The sequence below is a fragment of the Paenibacillus sp. BJ-4 genome (genome assembly GCF_020404765.1).
Classification (GTDB): domain Bacteria; phylum Bacillota; class Bacilli; order Paenibacillales; family Paenibacillaceae; genus Paenibacillus.
This window is the reverse complement of sequence record NZ_JAIVEM010000161.1, coordinates 43,520-61,127: the sequence shown is the minus strand read 5'-3', so window position 1 is coordinate 61,127 and position 17,608 is coordinate 43,520. Positions and strand designations below refer to the sequence as shown.

The 17,608-nt window shown below is 46.6% G+C and carries 13 protein-coding genes, 1 pseudogene and 1 riboswitch; of the genes and pseudogenes, 10 read left to right on the top strand and 4 right to left on the bottom strand.

What is annotated here, in order from left to right:
• Positions 1 to 137 precede the first annotated feature (137 nt).
• The 5 genes from LCF57_RS23705 to LCF57_RS23685 all read left to right on the top strand — a co-directional run bounded on the left by LCF57_RS23705 (position 138) and on the right by LCF57_RS23685 (position 5,555).
• The gene (locus tag LCF57_RS23705; RefSeq protein ID WP_226002895.1) at positions 138 to 1,295 is read left to right on the top strand and encodes an MFS transporter; all 1,158 of its coding nucleotides are present in this window, start codon (positions 138 to 140) and stop codon (positions 1,293 to 1,295) included.
• An 82-nt stretch (positions 1,296 to 1,377) separates the two neighbouring features.
• On the top strand, positions 1,378 to 2,103 hold the full coding sequence (locus tag LCF57_RS23700) for a phosphonate ABC transporter ATP-binding protein (protein ID WP_226002894.1): 726 nt from the start codon (positions 1,378 to 1,380) through the stop codon (positions 2,101 to 2,103).
• Positions 2,100 to 3,425 carry a hypothetical protein gene (locus LCF57_RS23695; RefSeq protein WP_226002893.1) on the top strand — a complete coding sequence of 442 codons (1,326 nt, stop codon included), beginning with the start codon at positions 2,100 to 2,102 and terminating at the stop codon, positions 3,423 to 3,425. Before LCF57_RS23700 ends, LCF57_RS23695 begins: the two co-directional genes overlap by 4 nt.
• Positions 3,426 to 3,435: 10 nt before the next feature.
• Entirely contained in the window at positions 3,436 to 4,134 is a 699-nt protein-coding gene (locus tag LCF57_RS23690; RefSeq protein WP_226002892.1) for a response regulator transcription factor, read from the top strand.
• A complete protein-coding gene (locus LCF57_RS23685) occupies positions 4,131 to 5,555 on the top strand; it encodes a sensor histidine kinase (RefSeq protein ID WP_226002891.1) in 1,425 nt (474 codons plus the stop codon). Before LCF57_RS23690 ends, LCF57_RS23685 begins: the two co-directional genes overlap by 4 nt.
• An 88-nt stretch (positions 5,556 to 5,643) precedes the next feature.
• On the opposite strand, the gene LCF57_RS23680 is transcribed toward LCF57_RS23685, so the two are convergent.
• Positions 5,644 to 6,870, bottom strand: a complete 1,227-nt coding sequence (locus LCF57_RS23680) for a glucose-1-phosphate adenylyltransferase (RefSeq protein WP_226002890.1) — start codon at positions 6,868 to 6,870, stop codon at positions 5,644 to 5,646.
• 239 nt (positions 6,871 to 7,109) lie between these two features.
• Between LCF57_RS23680 and glgB the strand changes: the two genes are divergently transcribed.
• Together glgB and glgA are read left to right on the top strand one after the other, a co-directional pair.
• Entirely contained in the window at positions 7,110 to 9,032 is a 1,923-nt protein-coding gene (glgB, locus tag LCF57_RS23675) for a 1,4-alpha-glucan branching protein GlgB (RefSeq protein WP_226002889.1), read from the top strand.
• Positions 9,033 to 9,053: 21 nt separating this feature from the next.
• Entirely contained in the window at positions 9,054 to 10,496 is a 1,443-nt protein-coding gene (gene glgA, locus LCF57_RS23670; protein WP_226002888.1) for a glycogen synthase GlgA, read from the top strand.
• 68 nt (positions 10,497 to 10,564) lie between these two features.
• On the opposite strand, the gene LCF57_RS23665 is transcribed toward glgA, so the two are convergent.
• The gene (locus tag LCF57_RS23665; protein ID WP_226002887.1) at positions 10,565 to 11,635 is read right to left on the bottom strand and encodes a hypothetical protein; all 1,071 of its coding nucleotides are present in this window, start codon (positions 11,633 to 11,635) and stop codon (positions 10,565 to 10,567) included.
• 36 nt (positions 11,636 to 11,671) lie between these two features.
• On the bottom strand, positions 11,672 to 12,853 hold the full coding sequence (locus LCF57_RS23660; RefSeq protein ID WP_226002886.1) for a M20 family metallopeptidase: 1,182 nt from the start codon (positions 12,851 to 12,853) through the stop codon (positions 11,672 to 11,674).
• A gap of 148 nt (positions 12,854 to 13,001) precedes the next feature.
• Between LCF57_RS23660 and LCF57_RS23655 the strand changes: the two genes are divergently transcribed.
• The 3 genes from LCF57_RS23655 (at position 13,002) to LCF57_RS23645 (ending at position 16,292) form a co-directional block, all read left to right on the top strand.
• Positions 13,002 to 14,465, top strand: a complete 1,464-nt coding sequence (locus tag LCF57_RS23655) for an ABC transporter substrate-binding protein/permease (RefSeq protein WP_226002885.1) — start codon at positions 13,002 to 13,004, stop codon at positions 14,463 to 14,465.
• Complete coding sequence (locus LCF57_RS23650; protein ID WP_226002884.1) at positions 14,452 to 15,174, top strand: amino acid ABC transporter ATP-binding protein; 723 nt, start codon at positions 14,452 to 14,454, stop codon at positions 15,172 to 15,174. Before LCF57_RS23655 ends, LCF57_RS23650 begins: the two co-directional genes overlap by 14 nt.
• 255 nt (positions 15,175 to 15,429) lie before the next feature.
• Positions 15,430 to 15,616, top strand: a riboswitch (cyclic di-AMP (ydaO/yuaA leader).
• Between the two features lie 7 nt (positions 15,617 to 15,623).
• Positions 15,624 to 16,292 (top strand): 3D domain-containing protein, encoded by a 669-nt coding sequence (locus LCF57_RS23645; RefSeq protein ID WP_226002883.1) that lies wholly within the window; start codon positions 15,624 to 15,626, stop codon positions 16,290 to 16,292.
• Positions 16,293 to 16,471: 179 nt separating this feature from the next.
• On the opposite strand, the pseudogene LCF57_RS23640 reads toward LCF57_RS23645, so the two are convergent.
• Positions 16,472 to 17,515: pseudogene (locus tag LCF57_RS23640) on the bottom strand (IS3 family transposase).
• Between the last annotated feature and the right edge of the window lie 93 nt (positions 17,516 to 17,608).

The following is a 17,608-nucleotide window of genomic DNA, read 5'->3' as shown; positions in this document are numbered from 1 at the left end:
TTTTTAGCTGCTTCTTCATGACAGCATAGCATGTATATAGATAAGAATTATTATTGATTATGGTATTAAATGCAAATGATTCCCTAACATTCATTTTTGCTGTTGATATTTTATTGTTTTTACCAGGAGGAACCATGATGTCATTGTCGTTACGTGTTCATTATTTTATTTTAATTGCGGTTATTATCGTAGCCGGATTGTGTCAAGGTTTGCTATTACCTATTTTGTCTATCTCGTTAGAGCAAATGGGAGTGTCATCTTCGCTAAATGGAATGAATGCGGCTGCGTTATATATAGGTTCATTCGCCATGACGCTGGTGGCTGAACGGACACTAGGATGGTTGGGATTCAAAAAGCTGATGGCCGGAGGCTTGGTGCTTGTACTGGTGACGCTGCTGCTATTCCCGCTAATCCCTGATATCCGGGTGTGGTTCGTACTGCGGCTACTGGTAGGTATAGGTGACAGCGCGCTCCACTATTCTGCCCAACTGTGGATTTTGCTAGTGACTCCACCTGAAAACCGTGGCCGCAACATCTCCTTTTATGGTATGTCCTATGGTCTGGGCTTTGCAATGGGGCCACTGGGATTATGGCTGCTTGATTATGGAACGCTGGTTCCGTTTGCTGCGCTGTCCTTGCTGTGCCTGCTTGTTTTGCTGCTGGTGCTAATGAAGCTGCCGGATTCCAGACCGGAGAAGCAGGCAACCGAGGCACGTCCTGCACAAAGATTCCGGCGCAGCTACAGCTGGGCATGGTACGCTTTATTGCCTGCATTTCTCTACGGCTATATGGAAGCCAGTCTGAACAGCAATTTTCCGGTCTACGGCCTGCGTATTGGCTTCGATACTGCTGAAATTGCCGCATTGCTGCCGTTTGTCAGCTTGGGTGGGTTGGTGCTACAGCTTCCGCTAGGTATATTAAGTGACCGTTGGGGACGTAAAAAGGTGCTAATGAGCGTAGGTATAACAGGTGGCTTGACCTTTATGCTGTTGCCCTGGAGTGGCAATCATTTTATGTTCACTTTGGTGCTTTTGACCATAGCAGGTGGATTGGTCGGCTCTTTTTTCTCCCTTGGTTTGGCTTATGCAGCTGATCTGCTGCCCAAATCATTTTTGGCAGCGGCCAATGTACTGGCATCTTTTCATTTTAATCTGGGAAGCGTGATCGGACCGAATATTAGCGGAGGACTGCTGGACTTCGGAACCCAAGGTAGTATGTTTTTGGTTCTTGGAGGTAGCTACGTCGTTTTTGGCTTGCTGGGACTGTTGACCAGAAAAAGAGTACTGACGGCTTAAAACTGCGGTTTGCATGGTATTTGTTCCATATTTGCTATAAACTATAGACAGTATCGATGGCGGATAAAGGGGAATCACATAGATGATTAAAATTCAGAAGCTGACCAAGCAAGTGGGGCCTGAGCGGACTCCATTACTTCGAGGAATTGATGCCGATATTCATAAGGGCGAGCTCATTGCCATAGTGGGACCAAGTGGAAGCGGCAAAACAACGCTGCTTCGTTGTCTTGCTTTGCAAGAGCCCTGGCAAGAAGGCAGCTTGATTGTTGACGGTAATGATGTGCTGAAATCCGGTTGGACGGGCAAGATGAAAATAAAGCGGGAATGGGCATACCTGGAGCAAAATCCGCATCTAAATATGAATCGGACCGCTCTCAAAAATGTGCTCATTGGCAGATCAGGTCAAACTCCATGGTGGAGAATGGTGACGGGTATGGTGCGTTCTGATGATTATATGGGAGCAATGGATGTACTTGAAGAACTGGGACTGCTGGATAAGGCGCATGATAAATGCGACAAGCTCAGCGGCGGCGAACGGCAGCGGGTAGCGACAGCGCGTGCCCTCGTTCACGGAGCCAAGGTAATTTTGGCTGATGAGCCTGTAAATGGTCTTGATCCCACTTCGGCGGCACATGTAATGGATACCTTCCGCAAGCTGTCTTCTGATGAACGGGTGACAGTCATTACTGTACTGCCGCTGGAAATGGCTGAACGCTTTGCGACCCGTATATGGGGACTGAATAATGGCAAACTGGTGTTTGATATCCAGGGCAGGCGGTTGACACAAGCAGAAAAGAACAAATTATGAAGGGGACGGCAAGAGAAGTGAAAATAATGCTGTTGAGAATGTTGACTGGCTGCTGTGTATTGCTGCTCCTTGCTGGATTTTTGAGCGGCTGTAATGTCATTAGCGATCCGGTTTCGCTGATGCAGACACCGACGATGTCTGACGAGAAGCAGCAGCTGAATGGTGCGGTAACTACGCAACTAGGAGGGGTACAGCCACTAAGACCGAATGACCCGGATGACCCAACACCAATCCGGACGGGTGATCTGAACAATGATGGCACGGACGAGGCCGTGCTCTTTTATGAAACGCCGGATGAAAGTGTAAAAATACACGGTGCCTTGTTTGTGGATCAGGGAGGTACGTGGGTAAAGCAGCTAACATTTGATGGAGAAGGCACCTTATTGGAATCATTTAAGCTTGTGGACTTAACAAATGACGGCACGCTCGATATTGTTGCGGGTTTTTCGAGCGGAGATAGTGACGAGAACGGGGATCAGAAGGGGCTAATCGTGTATTCCTACACCGGAGGAAGCATAGAGAAATTATATGCTACAGGCTATACGGATTTTGTCGTAGACGATTTTAAGCATAACAAGATGGATCTAAATGGGGATAATCTGAATGATTTGACGATTATTTTGCTTCGTCGCAATGAATTTTTTACGGTCAAAACATTCCAATTCAGCGGGGGAACCTTTAAGGAAATCGGATCGTTGGATTTGGACAGTCAGGTCTTAAGTGTCTATAATGTCGTTGCTGGCAAGGTAGCTAAGGATAGGCAGGGGATCATTATTGACACCCAAATTGCCCAGACCACTACCGTTTCCAATGTCATTGTGATGGATCACGGCAAGCTGAGAAAGCTTAATCTTATGGATGTTACCTTCAAGGATGCGACCATTGCCAGTGGTGATGTGGATGGTGACGGTATTCTGGAATTTGGTAACTTGGAGAAGCCTAAGGGATGGAGCAACAAGCCGCTGGATGAGGTTCCGTATTTTGTATCGTTCTATCAGTGGGACGGGACGAAAGGGACGATTTTCAAGCAGCAGCAGTATCGTGATTCCAATGAGCAGGTCTATTTCAGGTTACCTAAGGAGCTGCACGGAAAGGTGACCATTGATCCGAAAGTTTCAAAAAAGGACAGCTATTTGCGGTTCGTCTTGGATGATACAGACAAAACAATAGCGGAAATAAAATATTTCTCGTTATCACAATGGGAACGAAACAACGAAGGTTATAGCCAACTGTGGCGAACGAATGCACAGGTGATTGGCATTAAGCGATCCAGTGAGCTGGAACCAAATAAATCGATTAAAAACAAAATGGGGGAAAGGTAGGTAGAGTAGAGTGAGTAAAGTATTAATTATGGAGGATGAGGAATCCATCCGCAGCTTTATCGTTATTAATTTGAAACGCAACGGTTTTGAAGTACTGGAGGCGTCGGAAGGAAATGAGGCACTAAATATTTTGAATACGGTGCGGGATATTGATATCGCACTGCTTGATGTGATGGTGCCTGGAATGGATGGCTTCGAGGTTTGTCGGAGAATTCGAGAAACGAATGAGCGCATCGGCATTATCTTTCTCACGGCCAAGGTCCAGGAGCAGGATAAGGTGTATGCCTTGTCTGTAGGGGCTGATGATCATGTGAGCAAGCCTTTCAGCCCGACGGAGCTGATTGCACGTATTCAGTCGTTGCTGCGCAGGGTGAATGTGCATCGCGAAACGGCGGCCAAGGTATCCTTCCAGTCCGGCCCGTTCACACTGGATTTGATAGCCAAGCAATTTAAGAAAAATGGTCAGCTGATCGAACTGACACCGACAGAGTTTTCCTTGATTCAATTTTTCCTGGAAAAAGAAAACACGCCGCTCAGCCGAGATGTTCTGCTTGATCACGTATGGGGCAAGGAATATATGGGTGATCCGAAAATTGTGGACGTCAACATCCGACGTTTGCGGCAGAAAATCGAAAACAATCCTTCCGAGCCTGCTTTTTTACAAACAGTATGGGGCCATGGATATAAATGGAAAGGTCAGTCTCAATGATCAAAAAAGGGATTCGCAGACAGATTGTGCTTCACTATTTTTTCGTAGTGTTCTTGGCGCTTCTGTTAGTTGAGGTCATTTTCATGATTCTCATCCGGTCGTATTATTATGACTCCATTTATAAAAAAATCGAGAATCGCATCTCATCGGTAAGTGAGTTTGCTTCCAAATTCAAGGAGCCGGAACAATCCTTGCAATCGTATTTGTTGAATACATTTTCCCTAAATGGCACGGAACTGCAATTGCTCGATGAACAGGGAAATGTAATTGATAACTCGACGAATTTTGCGGCAGATCTAAGTGTGCAGACGAGTGATGTGACACAAGCGCTAGCTGGAGATACGGGAAAATGGATCGGAAAGCAACCGGGTACGGGGCAGCAGGTGATGGCGGTATCCAAAAAATTGGATAATATCGTCGGCGATCAGGTGTACATTATCCGGTATACAACTTCACTGGAGTTGGTAAATGACAAGTTGTTCACTATTACGGTGTTTTCGGTGGGAATCATGGCAGCTGTATTGATTATCGTGTTTGTAGTAAGTACAGGACTCGCGAATTCCATTGTCAGACCGATTAACAATATCCGCGATGTATCCGCTCAGATGGCGCAAGGGCGGTTTGATGCACGCATCAAAGGCGATTATCGCTATGAGCTGGGTGAACTGGCTTCGACGCTGAACTATATGGCACAGGAAATTGTCAGAACGAATCAAATCAAGGATGATTTTATTTCATCCATCTCCCATGAGCTGCGAACCCCGCTTACTTCCATTAAGGGTTGGAGTGAAACGTTAAATTCTGGCGGCTATGACCCGGAAGAAACGAAGATCGGGATGCAGATTATTTCCAAGGAGACGGATCGGCTGATCGGCTTGGTAGAGGAGATTCTCGATTTTTCAAAGCTGGAGCAAAACGCCATGAAACTCGTCATGGGAACGGTAGATCTACGGGAGTTGCTGCAGGAAATTATGCTGAACGTGTGGGCCAAGGCTGAAATGAAGCAAATTAAGCTCCAACTGGATTCAGAGGAGAACGCATATCTCGTTCATGGAGATGGAAACCGTCTGAAACAAGTGTTTCTGAATATTGTGGATAATGCAATCAAGTTTTCTCATGAAAGCTCCATTATTTTTCTATCTCTGCAACGAGTCGGGGACAATATTGAGATATCCGTCCAAGACACAGGGATTGGGATTAGTGAAGAAAACCTGGCCAGAGTGAGAGATCGCTTTTTCCAGGTGGACCATCAGAATGGGGGTACAGGACTGGGATTGGCAATTTCACAGCAGTTTGTAGAACTTCACCATGGACAGATGTTAATCAGAAGTGAGCTGGGGGCAGGGACCACCATTACAGTTTCATTGCCTGCTTTGCAAGCTGAGCAGATCACGGAGCTATCACAGCTCACGGAAGGATAGAATGTATAACTAAAGTCAGTTACAGATTTCATGAAAACAGCCAGTCCTCACATAATGGAGGGCTGGCTGTTTTGAATATTGCATACTGTTATGAAGTAAAGCCTTCAGCACGCAGGCGTGTATTACGCTCATACGCTTCTTTCAGCATACGGGCTGTCTGCGGACGTACTGCCATTTTGCCAAATACTGTTTCATTCGGCCCAATGACCATAATTTCGCTCGGATTGCCTTTGATGACAGCACCATCACGAATGACAGCACCCTCGCCGATAATCGCATGCTCAATATGCACATTGCGCCCGATACGTGTGTCAGGCATAACAATACTGTCCTTAATGGCTGAGCCTTTGCCTACCTCGACACCACTAAATATGACAGACCGTTCAATTTGACCTTCTATTTGGCAGGAGTCATGCAATAGGCTGCCCATCGGGTGTGTTTTACGGTTAGGTACTTTATGTGCGCTGAGCCTTGTGCGGCGTTCACGCGTATACATTGGCCAGTCCGTACGTTGAAGATCGATTGCGCAATTCTCTTCCAATAGGTCCATGTGGGAATCCCATAGGCTTTTAACGGTACCTACGTCCTTCCAGTAGCCCTGGAATTCATAAACGTACAATGATTCTTGATCCGCCAGCATTTTGGGAATAATATCTTTACCAAAGTCATGGCTGGATTGAGCATCCAGTGCGTCCTCCAGCAGATAACTTTTTAAGTAGTCCCATTTAAAAAGATAAATTCCCATTGAAGCCAAATTACTTTCCGGTTTCTCCGGCTTTTCAGCAAATTCAGTAACGCGCAAATCTGCATCGGCACTCATCACTCCAAAGCGGTGTGCCTCATCCCAAGGAACCTCCATAACAGAAATCGTAGCCGCGGCTCCTTTGTCCTTGTGGTAGTTCAGCATTTCACGATAATTCATGTAGTAAATATGGTCACCGGATAAAATAAGTACATGCTCCGGATTTTGACTATCTATATATTCGATATTTTTATGAATAGCGTCTGCAGTTCCCAAATATTCAGCGTTACCTGTATTATAGGATGGAAGCAGAGTAATCCCTTTGTCATCCGTTTTTGTAAGACCCCAAGGTGTCCCATCTCCAATATGCTCATGTAAAGATTCCGCCTCATATTGCGTTAGTACACCCACAGTATCAATGTCTGAATTTACGCAATTGCTGAGAGGAAAATCGATAATCCGGTAATGACCGCCAAAAGGTACAGCGGGTTTTGCAATCGTTGAAGTAAGGGGAGCAAGACGGCGTCCCTCTCCGCCTGCCAGCAGCATGGCAATGCATTCTTTATTAAACATTTCGTTTCCCTCCCGGTTTAGTTGTCTGTTGTAGTACATACATAAACGGTATGGGGTGCTCTTGAAACCATCAGGTGTATAAGATACCCCAAAAACTAAGGTTTATTTTTTTCGTAGTCATTTTTCTGTTCATTGTGGCTAGAATGGGGTAATAACTCAGGTCAGCTTTGACCGAAAAGCGAACGCATTTTTCGAATCATACATTTCGTATGATACAAACATATAAGGGTGGTGACGTGATGACAGAGCAAATTCTTCCGCAGCAGGCTGTATCACCGGAAGATATTTATTTGTTTCATGAAGGAACGCTTTATTTCAGCTACCGATCTTTGGGTTCCCACCTTACTGTGGAGAACGGAGAACAGGGCGTCCGTTTTACGGTCTGGGCTCCTCATGCTCTCCATGTCGGGCTTGCTACAGATCGTAACAACTGGAATGGGGAACAGGATTCCTTATATAGGGTTCCCAAATCCGGTTTTTGGAGTCGTTTTTTTCCGGGGATATCCCAAGGAACTTTTTACAAATACGATATTACGGGTGCAAACGGTGAACGTTTTCTGAAAGCAGATCCTTATGCGGTTCGTGCTGAGGTGAGACCAGCAACTGCTTCAGTGGTTGCTTCATTGGATGGATATGATTGGAATGATGCGCTTTGGCGCCGAAAACGCAGAGCACCTTATGGAAAGCCTCTTCATATATATGAGGTTCATTTGGGTACTTGGAGGCAAAAAGAAGACGGTACGTTTTATACATACAGGGAAATGGCTGAGCTTCTTGTGCCTTATGTGACCGATATGGGGTATACGCATATTGAGCTGATGCCGCTGAGTGAGCATCCATATGACCTTTCTTGGGGATATCAACTCACCGGATACTTTGCACTGACAAGCCGTTACGGTGAACCGCATGATTTTATGTATTTGGTGGATCGTTGTCATCAGGCGGGAATTGGAGTGCTCATGGATTGGGTTCCGGCTCATTTTGCCAAGGATGCCCATGGATTGAGATTATTTGACGGGTCACCACTGTTTGAATACGCAGACCCGCTAATAGCAGAGAAACCTGGCTGGGGAACATTGACGTTTGATTATAGCAAGCCGGAAGTACGTTCTTTTTTGATCTCCAACGCGTTGTTCTGGATGGAGATCTACCATATTGACGGCCTTCGCGTGGATGCGGTGACGAGTATGTTACGTCTGGATTTTGAAAAGCAGGATGGGCAATATCGTATGAACTCCAAAGGAGGCGTCGAAAATGAGGAAGCCATCGCATTCCTTCAACAACTGAATGAGACCGTATTTCGCTATTATCCATACGCCCTTATGATGGCAGAGGAGTCCAGTGCCTGGCCAATGGTGACCTCCCCGGTAAGCGATGGGGGGCTCGGTTTTAATTATAAATGGAACATGGGCTGGATGAACGATACGCTTGATTATGTTCAAACGGATTTCGACCATCGGCCGGAGCGCCATAATTTGCTGACGTTCCCCATAGCCTATGCATACAGCGAAAATTTTACACTGCCGTTGTCGCATGATGAGGTGGTCCATGGTAAAAAGTCGCTGCTTGATAAAATGCCGGGTACTTATGAGCAAAAATTTGCCGGGCTACGCGCGCTTCTCGGCTACCAAATGACCTCACCGGGTAAGAAGCTCTTATTTATGGGCGGGGAATTTGGCCAATTTATTGAATGGAAAGATGAGGATCAGCTCGACTGGTTTTTGCTGGATTATGACAGTCACCGGTCTGTACATGCCTATACGAAAGCGCTGAATCATTTGTATATACAGGAAAGGGCATTATGGGAGCTGGATCATTCGTGGGACGGCTATCAGTGGATTGAGGCGGAAGACCGTGGACAGAGCGTAATTACGTATTTGCGTAAAGGGAAAAAGCCGGGAGATACGTTGGTTGTCCTTATTAATTTTCAGCCGGTGCAAAGAGAAAATTATCGAATTGGACTGCAAAAGGCAGGAAGCTATATTGAGATGCTGAACAGCGATCATAAGGATTTTGGGGGGAGTGGACAGTTGAACTCCGGATTGATACGGACCGCCAAAATTCCTTGCCACGGACAGCTTTACAGCCTGGAGGTGACTATCCCACCCCTAAGCATTGTTATACTCAAGAAGGCGCCCCGGAGACCTAAAAAAGCAGATTAACCACATAGGGAGGAAGCACATATGAATATCTTGTTTGCGGCAGCAGAAGCACATCCATTTATTAAAACAGGTGGGTTGGCTGACGTCATTGGCGCATTGCCGAAGGCACTTCGTCAGGCGGGGTGTGACGTCCGAATCATTTTGCCTAAATATGCGGGGATTCCTGATACGTATAAACGTTCTCTGCGCCCGGTAGCGGTAAAGCATGTAGCCGTAGGCTGGCGTGACCAATATTGTGGAGTAGAGGAACTGACATTGGATGGAATCAAGGTTTATTTTATAGATAACGAATATTACTTCGGTCGTGAAGGCATTTACGGCTACATGGATGATGGCGAACGCTTCTCCTTTTTTAACCGGGCCATATTGGAAGTACTGCCTGATCTGGATTTCCACCCGGATATTCTGCATTGTCATGACTGGCATACAGCAATGGTTCCGCTGCTTCTGAATGCTGATTATCGCCATTTGCCCTTCTACAGCGAAATTCGCACGGTGTTTACGATACATAATCTGCTGTATCAGGGGGATTTTCCATATGAGGTCTTAACAGAACTGCTCAACCTGGATAGGAGTTATTTTACCCCCGAGGGTGTGGAGTATTATGGCAGACTGAATTTTATGAAGGGGGGACTTACTTACTCGGATCATGTCACAACCGTGAGTCCAACCTATGCAGAGGAGATTCAGACGGAGTTTTACGGATACGGGTTAGACGGTCTGCTTCGAAAGCTGGGAGAGCAGGGACGCTTGTCAGGGATAGTGAATGGAATTGATACCACAAGCTACAATCCTGCCACGGACAATCGTATTTATACGCAGTACCGTACCAGTTTGGCAAAGAAGAGGGAAAACAAAATGGGCCTGCAGAAGGAGTTGGGACTACCGATCCGGCCGGACGTACCATTAATGGCCATGGTAACCCGGCTTGTCGATATGAAGGGGCTCGATCTGGTAACCAGAGTGCTTGACGAGATCTTATATTATGATGATATTCAATTTGTCGTGCTGGGCACAGGAGATCCTGCTTTTGAGCACTGGTTCCGGGAAGCGGCGGGGCGCTATCCTCTGAAGATGTCAGCGCAGCTCACTTTCAGTGAGCCTTTGTCACGAAAAATATATGCTGCAAGCGATATGTATTTGATGCCGTCGAGATTTGAGCCTTGCGGAATCAGCCAACTGCTGGCGCTTCGTTATGGAAGTATACCCATTGTGCGTGAAACAGGTGGGCTGAACGATACGGTGCAGGCTTACAATGAATCCACAGGGGAAGGAAACGGCTTTAGTTTCACGAATTATAACGCGCATGACATGCTGCATACAATTCGTCGTGCTGTGGATTTTTATCGCCAACCTAAACATTGGTCCAAACTTACACAAACGGCTTTTGCAGGAGAGTATAGTTGGGATGTATCAGCCGAAGCGTATATGGATATTTACCGTTCGCTAACAAAGTCCGGTTGATTGAATTGAGTAAAAAAGGGGCATCTCTTTAGCCAGTGATGGCTGAGGAATGTCCCTATTTGCTATGATCAGTCGCCCCCGCCTCCGCAGCTGCTTCCGCATGAGGAGCCGCTGCTGCATGAAGAATGGCTACCGGAATCTCCCGAATGATGGTGAGAAGAGCCTCCATCATGAGAGCTGTCATGAGAGGAATGGTGGTGCGAGTGGTGCGTATCCCAGTTCGAGCAGCCGCTTGCCGAGCTGCATCCGGATGAGCTGGCTAATGCAGCACTGCCTGTAGCATCCGGGCGCATGTGCAGTGCAAACTGTTCAGGTTGATACCAGGAATACCATATGGCGGCCAGCAACAGGGTATCTATTTGCAAATAGTTGACCCTTGGCCGCTGCTTGCCTTCAGGATCATCTACAGCTGTATTCACTCGCTCACGCAGCAGCTCCACAATCTTGTGAACCGCTTGCTGTGCCTGCTGTGAAATGCTCGTATCTGCTCGAATATTCCAGCGGTCACCTGCTGGCTGTGCCGAAGCTGTCATTTTGTAATAGTGTGAGAGTTCGTCGCTAGGTAACGGATGATTGAAAAAAGTTCCCCATAAGCTGGCGCTATAGCGGTTCCAACCAAAGCATTCCACATACAACCAGTCAAACCATGCCCGCTCCCCCGGTATAGGCTGTGAGCCCCCGGAATGGGGGGCATGATGGAGCATACGACCAAAAAAGGCTTCCGAGAATTGCTGGTATTCGCGGGTAAACATCAGCATTTCATGCCATAGTTCATCCACATCATGACTAAACATTGGCACTCGATTCATAATCGCGCACAGCATAAAATATCGTTGGAGCTCATTCCAGCGCCAATCATATTCTTGCTCCGTCAGCTCAGGGTGGGCTTCCATTACACGTTGCCTTATATTATGAGCATAAGAGGCAGGAATGGAACACTCCAGTTGCTTTTTCAAATCCGTAATCTCTGGATAACGCTCATCTGAAAGGGACGAAGGAGAAGGGGCGCTGCGGAAAAATGCATTACGGCGGCGCGTTCTTCGGTTACCCCGTTTTTTTCGATATTTAGCACCGAATAAAATCCAAATAATAAGGACAACGACAAATAACAACATCCAAAAGCTGCTCATTGGATCCATATGACTGCTCCTTTCTGGAAAGAAAGCGGAATGAGATTAAGAAACTCCGTTTTTCAGCAGGGCGAATTCTTCTTTAATTTGTGCCAGTAGTTCAGTATTCGTGATGACATCACAAGCAGTCCATGCCAAGGTTCTCGCCGCCAGCAGCATTCCTTCCATAGCCCGGTCCTGCATCGCCAAATCGCGGAATTCAGGCGTATGCAAGGAGTGCTTCTCGTCAATAACTTGAATGTAGGGATGAATGGCAGGGCAATGCAGTGATACATTTCCGATATCCATGGAGCCGTGATCCTCGCCTTCTGTTATGTCCTTCTGCGCAATGCCGGCCTGCATTAAATTGGCAGTAAAGGTATCGGAAAGCACACGGTTAGTCACCATTTCATCATAAGAAATCTCGTAATTGGAAGTCTCCAGACGACATCCGGCTTGTAAAGCTGCTCCTTCGGCAATTTGAATAACTCGGCGAGTCAGCGGGTCCAGTTCTTGACGTGTAGCGGCCCGCACATAAAACTGAGCAGAGGCGTAATCAGGAATGATGTTGGCTGCCTGCCCACCATGATTAATAATGCCATGGATACGCACTGTACTTTTCACCTGTTGGCGAAACGCATTGATGCCGTTGAACGTTTGGATCACTGCGTCCAGTGCGTTAATGCCTTCATGCGGACTGGCGGCTGCGTGGGCGGATTGACCAAAAAATTCAAACTGCACAGCATCCATTGCCAGCGATTTGCCTGATTTCTCGTAGTGGTCATAGGGATGTGTCATAAGCGCAATATCGCAATCATCAAACAGTCCGGCAGCCGCCATCGGAACCTTTGCCCCGCGTGTTTCTTCGGCAGGCGTGCCATATACCCGTACTTCCCCGCCAATCTCATCGATGACCGATATGAGGCCGACGGCAGCTCCGGTACTCATCATACATATCAAATGGTGTCCGCAGGCGTGTCCGAGGCCTTTTAGGGCGTCATATTCCGCCAGAAAAGCGACGACCGGTCCGGGTTTGGCTGCTTTATAAGTCGCAATAAAGGCTGTTTCTAAGCCCAGCACAGGTGCCTGAACCTCAAATCCGTGAAAGGCGAGCTCTTCTTTTAAACGGGCAGCGGCCAGAAATTCCTCGTTACCAAGCTCAGGGTTCGCGCCAATATATAACGAAATGTCCTTAAAGCGCCCGGCATGCTGCTCTATGGTCTGCTGAATGCTCTGTTTAAAATCCATGTTAAAAACCCCTTTATATAAGCTGTAATGTAGGTACTGCGTGAGGTATGCTGAAATTGTAATATAACATTCATTGCATAATCATGCATATTCATTTATAATGACACAATCTTATTTATTATAAAGAATTTAAGGAGAGAAAAAAAGATTGAAAAAGGCATATCGTTTTACTGCCCTGGTTATGACGGCGGTTATCTTGCTGTTAGCTGGACTTCCTATGCTCACCGCATACGGAACGGAAGCAAAGCCGCAGCAAAAACTTGTACTCGGCATGAGTGCCGATTTTCCGCCGTATGAGTTTCATAAAGTCATTAACGGCAAGGATACCATTGTAGGCTTTGACGTGGATATTGCAAAGGAAATTGCCAAGGATCTTGGTGCAGAGCTGGTTATTGAGGACATGAGCTTCGACTCCTTGCTGCCTGCCCTGCAAAGTGGTCGTGTAGACCTGGTACTGTCCGGCATGACACCAACGGATGAACGCAGAAAGAGCATTGATTTTTCGGATGTGTACTATCACTCCAAGCAAGTTATTATGGTACGTCCAGAGGATAAGGACAAATATCAGACAATGGCTGCTCTGAAAGGCGAGAAGCTCGGCGCGCAAAAGGGCAGTATCCAGGAAGAAATTGCTCAAAAAGTGCCCAATGCGACTGTAACTTCGCTGGATAAAATATCCGACCTGGTGCTTCAGCTTCGGACACAGCGTATCAACGCTGTCGTGATTGAAGATACAGTTGCTAAAGGATACACACTGGACGGAACTGTAACTCTCGCCAAGGCGGTGCCTGGGGATGAGGGAGCAGAGACAGCCGTAGGTATTCGCAAGGGGAATACAGAGCTGCTAGCCTCTGTAAATAAAACGCTGGCTCGGTTGAAAGCAGACGGCTCCATTGACAAGTTTTCGACGGAAGCGAGTGTATTGTCTGCCGATCGTCAGGTTTCTTCCAACAATATTTTTGATATATTTTGGAAATACCGTAGTTTTTACGTCACAGGTATCGGCTACACGCTGTTGCTGTCTGCACTCGGAGTACTGTTCGGATTTATCATTGGTTTGATGATATCCTTGCTGCGGATGAGCGGTGTACGTATTATTGAATGGTTGGGTACGACTTACGTAGAGGTACTGCGGGGTACACCTATGCTGGTGCAGCTCATGATCATCCACTACGGGGTTGCTCTGACGCTGGGCGTCAATTTTACACCACTCCAATCCGGTATACTGACATTGTCACTGAATAGCTCAGCATATTTGGCTGAAATTTTCCGTGCAGGTATTCAGGGTGTGGACCGTGGTCAGATGGAAGCTGCCCGTTCATTGGGTATGGGACGAGGCAAGGCTATGCGTCATGTCATTTTACCGCAAGCCTTTAAGTCTATTTTGCCTGCAATTGGTAATGAATTTATTACCATTATTAAAGAATCATCCATTATTTCTACCATCGGTATGGTGGATATTATGTATCAGGCCCAGGTTATTAAGAACATTACCTATGAAGGATTAAGTCCGTTCGTCATCGCGGCTGCTATTTATTTTGTAATGACATTCAGCTTGTCCAAGCTGTTGGGTTTATGGGAAAGGAAGTTGAGAGCCAGTGATCACCGTTAAACAACTGCGTAAATCGTTCGGCAAGAATGAAATTTTAACAGGTATTGATATAGATATTGCCAAAGGGGAAGTTGTCGTCATCATCGGTCCCAGTGGTTCGGGAAAAAGCACGTTTTTGCGTTGCATTAATCTGTTGGAACAGCCTACAGACGGGGAGATTTTGTTTGAGGGCGAGCCGATAACAGCCCGTGGTCATAATATTAATGCGACTCGTGAGAAAATGGGCATGGTGTTTCAGCATTTTAATCTGTTCCCGCATAAAACAGTGCTGCAGAACCTGACACTCGCACCAACACAGGTTAAAGGGCAGTCAGGCAAAGAAGCAGAAAAAATTGCGTTAGAGCTTTTGCGTACCGTTGGGCTTGAGGATAAGAAGAATACCTATCCCAACCAGTTATCTGGTGGTCAAAAGCAACGGATTGCGATTGCACGCGCTTTGGCGATGCAGCCGCACGTGATGCTGTTCGATGAGCCGACTTCTGCTTTGGACCCTGAAATGGTCGGAGAAGTTCTCGATGTAATGAAGAAGCTCGCTGAACGTGGCATGACGATGGTGATCGTCACACATGAAATGGGTTTTGCACGTGAGGTAGGGGATCGAATCATCTTTATGGATAAGGGCCAAATTGTGGAGCAAGGTACACCTGAACAGGTTTTTGGTGCTCCAAGCCATGACCGTACCCGAGATTTTCTTGCCAAAGTATTGTAACGAATTGATTCTATAAGTAATAAAGTAAAACCCTCCACAGTCATTGGGGTCTTGACCACAGCCTCATGTCTAACAGGAGGGTTTTTCTTTTTCGTCACTTTTTCCTCCTATTTTCGTAACAGATAGCGATTTCATGATGACAAAATTGTAATGAACATAGTATGATATTCAAGGTTCCCAACATTTTCATGCAGCAAAGGTTACAAAATTGTGATATTATGCAATGAGCCAAAACTTGCCGGGACAGCATAAGGCCCATGATATACGCCGAATGCTTGGACCAAAACCATGGGAAGTGCGGGGGACGTAACAACGGCAGTCATTCCGATTCGTCATAAGACGAATCGGATTGGAAGCTGCCTAGGGGTGAATTGCGCAAGCATAGGGCTTCTCCTGAGTCCGAATCCGACAGCTAACTTCGCAGGCATAACAGAGGAGGTACATATCTTTTGAAACATCTGAAACATATTGGACAAACTATGAAATTTGCAGTGCTTGCCGCTGCTATTGCAGGATTGGCACAAACAGCCGGAGTAGCGGATGCCGCTTCGCTTCATACTGCCAAAGAGGGCGATACCTTCTTCCTGCTTGCTCAACGTTACGGAGTGTCAGTAGACGAGTTGACGAAGGCGAATCCGAATATTGCCGCCAGCAACATATATGCAGGTTTGCAAATTAAGGTGCCTGGAGAAACAAGTGTGAAGGCTGCTTCAGATTCGGAGCCACAGCTTCTTAAGGAGACAGCACCTGCGAATGAGGGTCAAAAGATTGAAGCATGGGGCAAAACATTCAATTACAGTAAAGTAGTTGACGTTAAAGCTACAGCGTATTCTGCCGCAGCTGATGAAAATGGCAAGTGGGGCGCGGTAGACTACTACGGCAATCCGCTTAAGCTAGGTACGATTGCGGTAGACCCGAACGTAATTCCTATGGGAACGAAGGTGTTAGTTACAGGGTATTCCCACCCCGGCTTACCAGACCATTCTTTTGTGGCCGTCGCCCGCGATCAGGGCAGTGCCATTACAGGTAAGCGAATTGATATCTTTATTCCTGGCAGCAAATCATTTGTGAACGACTTTGGCTTTCAAAATGTGAAATTATACGTTATTGATAAATAATATTGTCCAGGACACGAATTGAATAAACATAATATATATTATGTAAACTTGATGCGTGCATTCGTACAATTTAATAAACTGGACCAGATTTAAAACAGGTCCGCACATAAAAAAAGCTGTCTTGACGAGCAGGGGACTGACCCCCGTTTGTGAGACAGGGATCAAAACACCTTGCAAGTTTAAGCAGCCAGTCGTCGGAAATCCACCGGCGACTGGTTATTTAGTTTCGCTTGAATCCGAATTGAGTTATAGTAGGTGATGTAGTCTCGAACGGTCTGTTCAACGATTGCAGTCGTTGTACACATGAGATCTTCGAGGTAGAACGTTTCAGACTTTAGTGTGGAATGAAACGATTCGATGGGGGCATTATCAGCGGGCGTTCCTTTACGGGACATGCTCATGGTAATGCCTTTTCCCTTTACTGCAGCTTGATAAGCCTGTGACGTATATACGCTTCCCTGGTCGCTTGGAGCAGCATGCTTGTCCGCTATACTGTAAGCCACAGTCTCCCCGTTGTACAGATCTAGAATGCTGGAGAAGTACAACATCTTTCCGCCAAATGGTAAATAGGTGATGTCCGTGACGAGCTTTTGCAGAGGCGCCTCTGCATGGAATTGCCGCTTTAGCAGATTTTCTGCTGGATGAGCGGGCTGCCCAGTGGCCTTTCGTTTCTTCATCCTCACGCTGCATAATCCGCTGAACTCGAAGGAGTGCGGTGATTTTCCGGTAACCATACCGAAATTTATGACGGATGCAAAGCTGCCGGATTTTCTCCACCGTAGCATCTGTACGCTCTGTCTCCACGCTTGTTTTCCAGCGGTAGTAGGTAGCTCTTGCGATCCCGAGCCATACACAAGCCTCAGACACCGTCACTTCTTCTCGAATGGACTCGACCCAGGCAATGACAACTTGAGGTTCCACCTCCTTTCCAGTTCCTTGTACTTTTTTAACAGGTCCAGTTGCTGCTTCAGGAACCGGTTCTCCGCTTTTACCTTTTCGAGCTCCGAAGAGTGTTTCGGACCTTTTCCGTAGCTGTACTGTTTACCCACAGGCTGCTCCAGACGATGCACTTCGCCTTTTCGATACCACCTCATCCATGTTTTTAGCTGTGTCTTATTCCGTATTCCCAATTGCTCCATAACCTCTCTTACTGGAACTCCTGCCAATCTCATTTCAATAGCTTTCATCTTTATTTCTAAGGGGTAACTCACTCTCGTTGCCAACGTAAAAACACCTCCAAGGTTATCTCCATATCTTACGACATGGCTCGATTCTCTTGAAGGTGTTTTGATTTGTCTCACTTTATGGGGTCAGTC